We start from the raw sequence: 6,987 nt of genomic DNA on the forward strand, positions 1-6,987 counted from the left end.
CCTCCACCACGACCCGCTCCGGCACAACATGCCGCTCCTCCACCGCGACCCGCCCCGGCACAACATGCCGCTCCTCCACCGCGACCCGCCCCGGCCGCGCATCCAGCACCGCCGAAAGAAGAACATAAATAGCGTTACGACGGACTCCCGCCCAACCCGGACGGGACTCTGTCATCCTTGATCGACGGGAATCGGGAAAGAGCGTCCGCATCGGAGAGCCATTAACCAACGCGCCGCAGTTGAGCTATCGAGAACTGGCGGAAGCCATGCCGCAACAGGTGTGGACCGCGCAGCCTTCGGGCCTTCTCGACTATGTAAACGAGCAGGTGGTGGATTATTGCCGCCGTCCGGCCGAAGTGCTTCTGGGCGCAGGTTGGGCAAGCATCGTACATCCAGACGACGTCCCTCAGGCGGTCGCCCGGTGGACTCATAGCCTGCAAACGGGCGAACCCTATGAGGTCGAGTTCCGGCTGTTTCGAGCTGCCGACGAACAGTATCGTTGGCACCTCGGACGCGCGGTTGCTTTGCGATCGCCGTCCGGCGAAATCGTGAAATGGTTGGGAACGAACACCGATATTCACGACCGCAAGCTGGTGGAGGCGGAACTGAGCGTCGCCAAAGCGGCCGCCGACGCAGCCAATCGGGCTAAGAGCGCGTTCCTCGCCAATATGAGCCATGAGCTGCGGACACCGCTCAACGCGATTATCGGCTATAGCGAAATGGTCATGGAAGAAGCTGAGGACGCCGGATTCCATTCTGTCGTCCGGGACGTCCGGAAGATTCACGCCGCGGGCAAGCGATTGCTGGAACTCATTAATGCGGTGCTCGACATTTCGAAAGTCGAGGCCGGAAGGATGGACCTGCACCTGGAGACGTTCGCCGTCGCGCCGCTGGTTGAGGAGGTTCTAACCGTGATCGACCCGCTAGCGAAGCGCAACGCCAATAACGTGCGGCTCATCATGGATTCGGAGGTCGCTTCGATGTACGCCGACCAGGCGAAAGTGCGGCAAGCGCTGATCAACCTGGTGGGGAATGCGTGTAAATTTACGACGAAAGGCGAGATCACGGTGAAGATCGGCATGCGCGGGACCGAAGATATTTCCTTCGCGGTAACCGACACCGGGATCGGGATGACACCCGAGCAGACCGCCAAACTATTCGAGCCCTTCTCGCAGGCCGACCATGCCATCAGCCGCAGCTTCGGCGGGACCGGGTTAGGGCTTGCGATCAGCAGGCGCTTCGCCAAAATGATGGGCGGTGATATCTCCGTGGAAACGGAGGCGGGACGCGGGTCGACATTCACGCTTGTTCTGCCGTTGGCGGTTCGAGCCGGCTAAATAGGCAGCACCGCGCGCCGCAGTGTTCCGTCCACCGCGGTTTGAAGTTCCAGGGTTCCGCCGAGCTCGGCAATCCGCCGGTCGAGAGCGTGCGATTGGTTCTTCGAAACGATCAAAGGGCGCGATCCGCGGCCGGTGTCGCGGACCTCGACCTTTAGACCGCCGGGATCACGGGCAATGGCGACGTCCGCGGAATCGGCGCCGGAGAAACGATACGCATCTCGTAACAGCATGTTCACGACGCGTTGTATCGATTCACTTGTTTGCGGGGACAGGCCCTCCAAACCGGCCTGGACATCGGCGGTGACGAACATTCCCGTGCAGCGCGTGAATCGGGCGAGTTCTTGGGCGAGCGAGCTGCGAAATCCGTCCGGCGGGGAAGCCTGGGCGCGCGCGTCGTCAGGATAGCCGCTCGACGTTACGGCTTCCAGTGCCCGGTCGGCTACGTCGCGCAGCCGTTCGAGGGCGCCGATGAGCGCTTTCGCCAGGCGTCCCTTTCCGTCGGGATCCCGTACCGGATCGGGTACGGGCATGTTCCCGATGGAACGCGAGAGTTGGCGCAGAACGTCCCGCGTGCGCACCAGCTCGTCTTCAGCGACTTTGCGCGCCGAGATGTCCTCGCTTAAGACCAGCGCGCCGCTCGGTCTTCCCTCGTGATGAATCGCTGAGATGCTATTCCGCACCCAGCGGATTTCGCCGTTCTTGCGAATGTAGCGCTTCTCAAATACCGCTCCGCCGATCTCCCCCTTGTTGATGCGCCGCGCGCACGCGAGGTTGTCGAACAAGTCGTCGGGATGAGTAAATGAGGCGAACGTTAGCGATAGCAACTCTTCACGGGAATATCCGGTGATTTCCGCGTATCGTTCGTTCACCCGCAGTATGCGGCTATTCAGGTCCACTACTGAGATCCCGACCGCCGTGCCCTCGAACAGGCCAAAGATTTCGAGTACCGCCGCAGCGGTTGTATTCATCGTGATTTGGATTCCCATTGTAATCCCGTGCTTTCAAACGTGGTACTCCGCGTGTCTCCGGGGTGTTCTTATAAATACATGGAGAGGCACATGCAGCGGCGAACATTTCTGAAGACGGCCCTGGGCGCGGCAGCGTTCGCACGATCGCAAGCGCAGACCGAGCCCCTCTGGGGCGGCCCCGTGCTCGATACGCACCTTCACCTGCGGCGCGACGCCGATTCGTGCTTTACCCACATCCAGGGCTGCGGAGTTACGAATGCGGTGTTGCTGACTCCGGCGGCAGACGAGGACCGCGCGCGCGTGGAGATGGAAAAGCGTCCGGGGCACTTCGTGCGCTCGGTGGCGACCGATCCGTCGAAGCCTGACGCCGGCGACATACTGCGAACGGCTATCCGGGCAGGCGCCGTTAGTATCGGGGAGATGAAGTATCACGTGGCTCTGGATTCCGCGGAGATGCGGCGCGTTTACGATATCGCGGCCGAGACGCAGGTTCCCGTCATGATGCATATCCAGAACTTCCCGCACTTTCCCGGCGAGTTACCGTATAACACCGGGTACGATCATTTCGATAAGGTGCTTAGCGCTTATCCGAAGACGAAGTTCATCGGCCACGGCGACTTATTCTGGGCGAACATTAGCGCCGATGTGCCTACCGATCGCGGCTATCCCTCAGGACCGGTCAAGCCGGGCGGACTAACCGACCGCTGGTTATCCGATTTTCCGAACCTATATGCGGATATGTCCGCTAATTCGGGCAATAACGCGTTGTCGCGCGACCTTGATTTTTCGAGGGAATTCGTAATCCGGCACCAGGATAAGTTGATTTTCGGCAGCGATTGCAGCTGTCTGGACGGACATGGCGCGGGAGTTTCGCAGAACAATAACCCGGAAGCCAAGCGGCTGGAAGGTAAGTGCGTGGCGCGGGCTACTCTGGAGCTATCGAAGCAGATTAGTTCACCCGCCGTGTTCCGTAAGATCGCCTGGGAGAATGGCAACCGGGTATTTCGGCTGCAGTGGTAGTTAGTTACTGGGCCGGGGTTTGGGCAAGCGCCTCGGCTATGGCTTTTTCGGCCAATGGCGCCATGAGGGCGTACCCGGCTTTGTTGGGATGAACCCCGTCGTGGCTCAGTTCAGGCTTCATTCCGCGATTCTCGGCCGCCATAGCCGGGAAGTAATCGAGATAGACAAATCCGCTCTTCGCCGCGTAGTCCTTCAACCAGGTATTGAGCGCGGCGATCTTCTCGACCGGTTTCATGCCGGGCTTCCAGGGGTAATCGTAAGCAGGCAGGATTGAGGAGAGAACTACACGAATACCGTTCTGCTTAGCGATATCGCACATCGACATGAAATTGTCTTCAATGGCTTCGAGCGTGGTGGGGCCGGTGTTGCCGGCTACGTCGTTCGTGCCGGCGAGGATGACGACCACCTTGGGTTTGAGGGCGACCACGTCGGGGCGGAAGCGGATCAACATCTGCGGGGTGGTCTGGCCGCTGATGCCGCGGTTGACGTAAGGTTTGCCGGGGAAAAAGCCTCCTTCGGCATGGTTCCAACCTTCGGTGATCGAGTCGCCCATGAAAACCACGCGCGCCTCGCCGGCCGCGGGCGGCCCGAGCTTCGCATTGGCGTCGGCGTACTTTGCGAGATCGGGCCAGTCGTCGTTATTGACGGCGGCATTCGAGGTGACAACGAGCGCAAACGCGGCGAGCGCGCGAGGGGCGAGCGTGAGAGGAGTGAACCGGAGTCGTTTCATCGGAACGGATTATACTAACCGCGCCGGAACCGCGCGGGCTAAAAGCGCATACCCGTGGTGAGTGCGACCGTCTGTAGCCAGACAGACGTGCGCGTGTTGTTGTACTCGCCGGCCAACAACGCGCTGTTTCCGACGTCGGCGGTTTGCGGGAGATTTGCCTGGTAAGCAAGCTGGACGCGATAGCGATTCTTCGCATAACAGATGCCGCTCGACAAGGTATCGGTCATGATGGCAGCCGTGAGAGGAGTTAGCGTACTGGCCGGAACCGGGCTGTTGCCGTGCGCATACGCGCCTTCCAGGCTGAACGATTCGCCCAGCGGGATTTCGAAGCCGGCTCGGGTGATCCATTGATTCCTCCAGCGCAGAGGAACCGCATCGTCCAGAGATGTGGAATGGACGAGCGTGTTCAGCAGCGCGTTATTCCCGTCCGTAAGATAGACCGGAAGCTGCACGAAGGCCGCATGCCAGTTGAGCCAGTCGCTTTGCAGAAAGAGGCGTAACTGACGCTTCGGCTGCCAGGCCAGGCTTACCAAAGCCGTCTGTGGGAAGACGTTGTCCACGGCGGCTTTATAACGAAAATCGGACGCGTAGGGAAGGCTGAGCGCGGCGAACTGGGCGTACGCGTTACCCGTTGCCGTCCCCGTGGTGTGAACGCTGGTTCGCGTTTTGTAGGCAAGGCCGATCTGGAGACGGCGCATCGGGAGTGCGGTCACGCCGAAGGTCCCGTTGTATCCGATGCCGCTCGTGTGGAGGTCGAGTAAGGTCTTCAGCCCGGCCAGGGTGGGGTTGGTCTGAAAGATGTACGGCGCCTCCAGCGCGTTGAAGTTATCGACCACACCGAACGCGGCTCCGGCGGACAGCCGTTTGGAAACGGCGAAACCAAGTCCGAACGTCGGCTGAACGGCGATGAATGCGGACTTGCTGGACTGGATTCCATAAGAGGCGCCGGCGGTTCCGGGCGGGTCCTGATATTTCCAGCGGTCCGACAGCGTCGAGACCGGGAACACTCCGACGCCGAAGCTGAGACGGGTGTCGGGGATCTGCATTCCGAACGCGGCCGATCCGGAAAGTCCGGCGTCGCTTTGCAGAGTTCCGGCGTAGGGCGTCGCGTTATGAAATTGCCCGGCCGCCACAATGCCCATTCCCGTAATTTCGAGATAAGGAGCGCCGATCGAGCAAAGCAGAGCGGGGTTGTCGGCCAACGCGTCGGTCGGGCCGCTTGAGCCGAGGGAAATGCCGCCTAGCGCCGTCGTTTGAGCCGTCGCCGGCGATCCATAAACGTCGGCCGCCGTGGCCCGCGCGGCCGCGGAAAGTCCCAGCAGGGCAAGAGTGATTCGTCGATTCAGGGGTAGCATGCGGTCGGGACCTTTCGGGAGGCCGCATCGAGCGCGGCCAGCTTGCGTTGTAAACTTTGCAGGTCGACCGAAGTCTGGTCGAAGCCCACGCGGGACTGCTCGAGAACCTCGACGCAATCCGCGTCGAGCGCGTGCGGAGCGTCTTTGCGGATGATTTCGAAGACTTTCTCGCGAGGCAGCGCTTCCCGATACGGGCGATTGGCCGAAAGCGCGTCAAAAACATCGGCGACGGCCAGGATTCGGGCGTCGAGCGGCAACTGCTCGGCGGTGAGACCCCGATGGTAGCCCGTACCGTCCAGCTTTTCATGATGAGAGGCCGCGATTTCAGCCAATTGCTCGAAGCCCGCGATGGGCCGTAGAATCTCGGCGGTCAGAGCCGGATGCTTCCGCAGGGCTTGCCATTCGGCCTCATCCGGCCTGCCGGGTTTCTCCAGAATGGAATTGGACACGGCCATTTTGCCAAGGTCGTGCAGCAGCGCCGCATGCCGGATGCGAAGAATACGAGCGGGCGCGAAACCCAGCCGCCCAGCGATTGTCACCGCGGCGTTGGCCACACCGTTCGAGTGATCGTAAGTGAACGGCGACTTCGCGTCGACGATTTGCGCAAACGCCTGGCAGATCGCGTCCAGGGTCACATCATCGTGAGACAAAACCCGATTGCCGGGCTCCAACTGGAGCGCAAGCGACAGCGGGTTATCGGTGTCGAGACTGGTCCAGAGGGTGTTTCGCCTGGCCAGCGAACAGGCGGCGCGCACGACCTCCGGATCGAACCAGCGACGGTTCCGTTGGTTAATCGTCGCAACGGCTTGTTCCGCGCCTTGATCTGTGTAGGCGATATCGAGTGTCTGGGCCAGAAGCATGATCCGAGATGCGATCGGGATTTCCTGGCCGCGAAGACCGTTCGGGTTTCCACCGCCGTTCCAGTGCTCATCCAGCCCGGCGATTCCATCTGCGACGCCGTCGGAAAGGCCCATCAGCCGAGCCATGGCGGCGCCCCGGTCGCATCTTATTGCCGTCACCTGACGGGCGCTGCGCTTTTGTTGCCCGGCCACGCGGAGAATGGCGCGCACGCGCTCCAGAAAGGGCTTGCCCGGCGCAATGTGCTTGAGCGCGAATTGCACCGCGTCCCAATTTGTTTTCGTCCAGTCACCTTTCTTGCCGTCGCGTTTGGCGGAAATATCGTCGGATTCCAGCGAGTGATACAGGTCGGAAGCATTGCTACTGCATCCCGCGTCCTTCATCAGAAGCGAGTAGTAGAGTTCGGCTTGGACCGATTCAGGCAGGCGAAGCTCGGCGGCGATCCGCATGCCGAGAATGCACGTACGAACGGAGTGCCAGCGGGTGGACCCGGACCCCAGGTCCAGCGCTTGCGAGAGGGCCGCTACCACTTCAGCGACGCGGAGCGAGGAGGCCGCTTCCTCGCACGCGGCACTGGCATCGGACTGGCACAAAGTGCGCACGCCAACCTATCGGCGGAATTCGCCGTTACCATTAGGAAGTTCATCCCGGCTTGCTCGCGCGCGATGAAAAGGGATCTAGCCGTGTCGATGGAGCCGTACAGCCCCACTCCGAGC

6 protein-coding genes are annotated in these 6,987 nt (G+C 61.2%); 2 read left to right on the forward strand and 4 right to left on the reverse strand.

Annotation, left to right across the window (positions count from 1 at the left end; translation table 11 throughout):
- Positions 1–239: 239 nt before the first annotated feature.
- On the forward strand, positions 240–1,337 hold the full coding sequence (locus H1Y01_RS12610; RefSeq protein ID WP_180540870.1) for a sensor histidine kinase: 1,098 nt from the start codon (positions 240–242) through the stop codon (positions 1,335–1,337).
- Here H1Y01_RS12610 and H1Y01_RS12615 read toward each other — a convergent pair.
- Entirely contained in the window at positions 1,334–2,308 is a 975-nt protein-coding gene (locus H1Y01_RS12615; protein ID WP_180540871.1) for a PAS domain S-box protein, read from the reverse strand. The genes H1Y01_RS12610 and H1Y01_RS12615 overlap by 4 nt on opposite strands.
- A 90-nt stretch (positions 2,309–2,398) precedes the next feature.
- Here H1Y01_RS12615 and H1Y01_RS12620 point away from each other — a divergent pair, with 90 nt between their 5' ends.
- Entirely contained in the window at positions 2,399–3,328 is a 930-nt protein-coding gene (locus H1Y01_RS12620; protein WP_180540872.1) for an amidohydrolase family protein, read from the forward strand.
- Between the two features lie 4 nt (positions 3,329–3,332).
- On the opposite strand, the gene H1Y01_RS12625 is transcribed toward H1Y01_RS12620, so the two are convergent.
- The 3 genes from H1Y01_RS12625 to H1Y01_RS12635 are packed head-to-tail and all read right to left on the reverse strand — an operon-like array spanning position 3,333 to position 6,873.
- Positions 3,333–4,058: an SGNH/GDSL hydrolase family protein gene (locus H1Y01_RS12625; protein ID WP_180540873.1), complete on the reverse strand. Its 726-nt coding sequence runs from the start codon at positions 4,056–4,058 to the stop codon at positions 3,333–3,335.
- Positions 4,059–4,096: 38 nt separating this feature from the next.
- Entirely contained in the window at positions 4,097–5,413 is a 1,317-nt protein-coding gene (locus H1Y01_RS12630) for an OmpP1/FadL family transporter (protein WP_180540874.1), read from the reverse strand.
- Positions 5,401–6,873 (reverse strand): HD-GYP domain-containing protein, encoded by a 1,473-nt coding sequence (locus H1Y01_RS12635; protein WP_180540875.1) that lies wholly within the window; start codon positions 6,871–6,873, stop codon positions 5,401–5,403. Before H1Y01_RS12635 ends, H1Y01_RS12630 begins: the two co-directional genes overlap by 13 nt.
- Between the last annotated feature and the right edge of the window lie 114 nt (positions 6,874–6,987).

It is taken from the genome of Nevskia soli, from assembly GCF_903970205.1.
In the GTDB taxonomy this organism is placed as follows: domain Bacteria; phylum Acidobacteriota; class Terriglobia; order Bryobacterales; family Bryobacteraceae; genus Bog-113.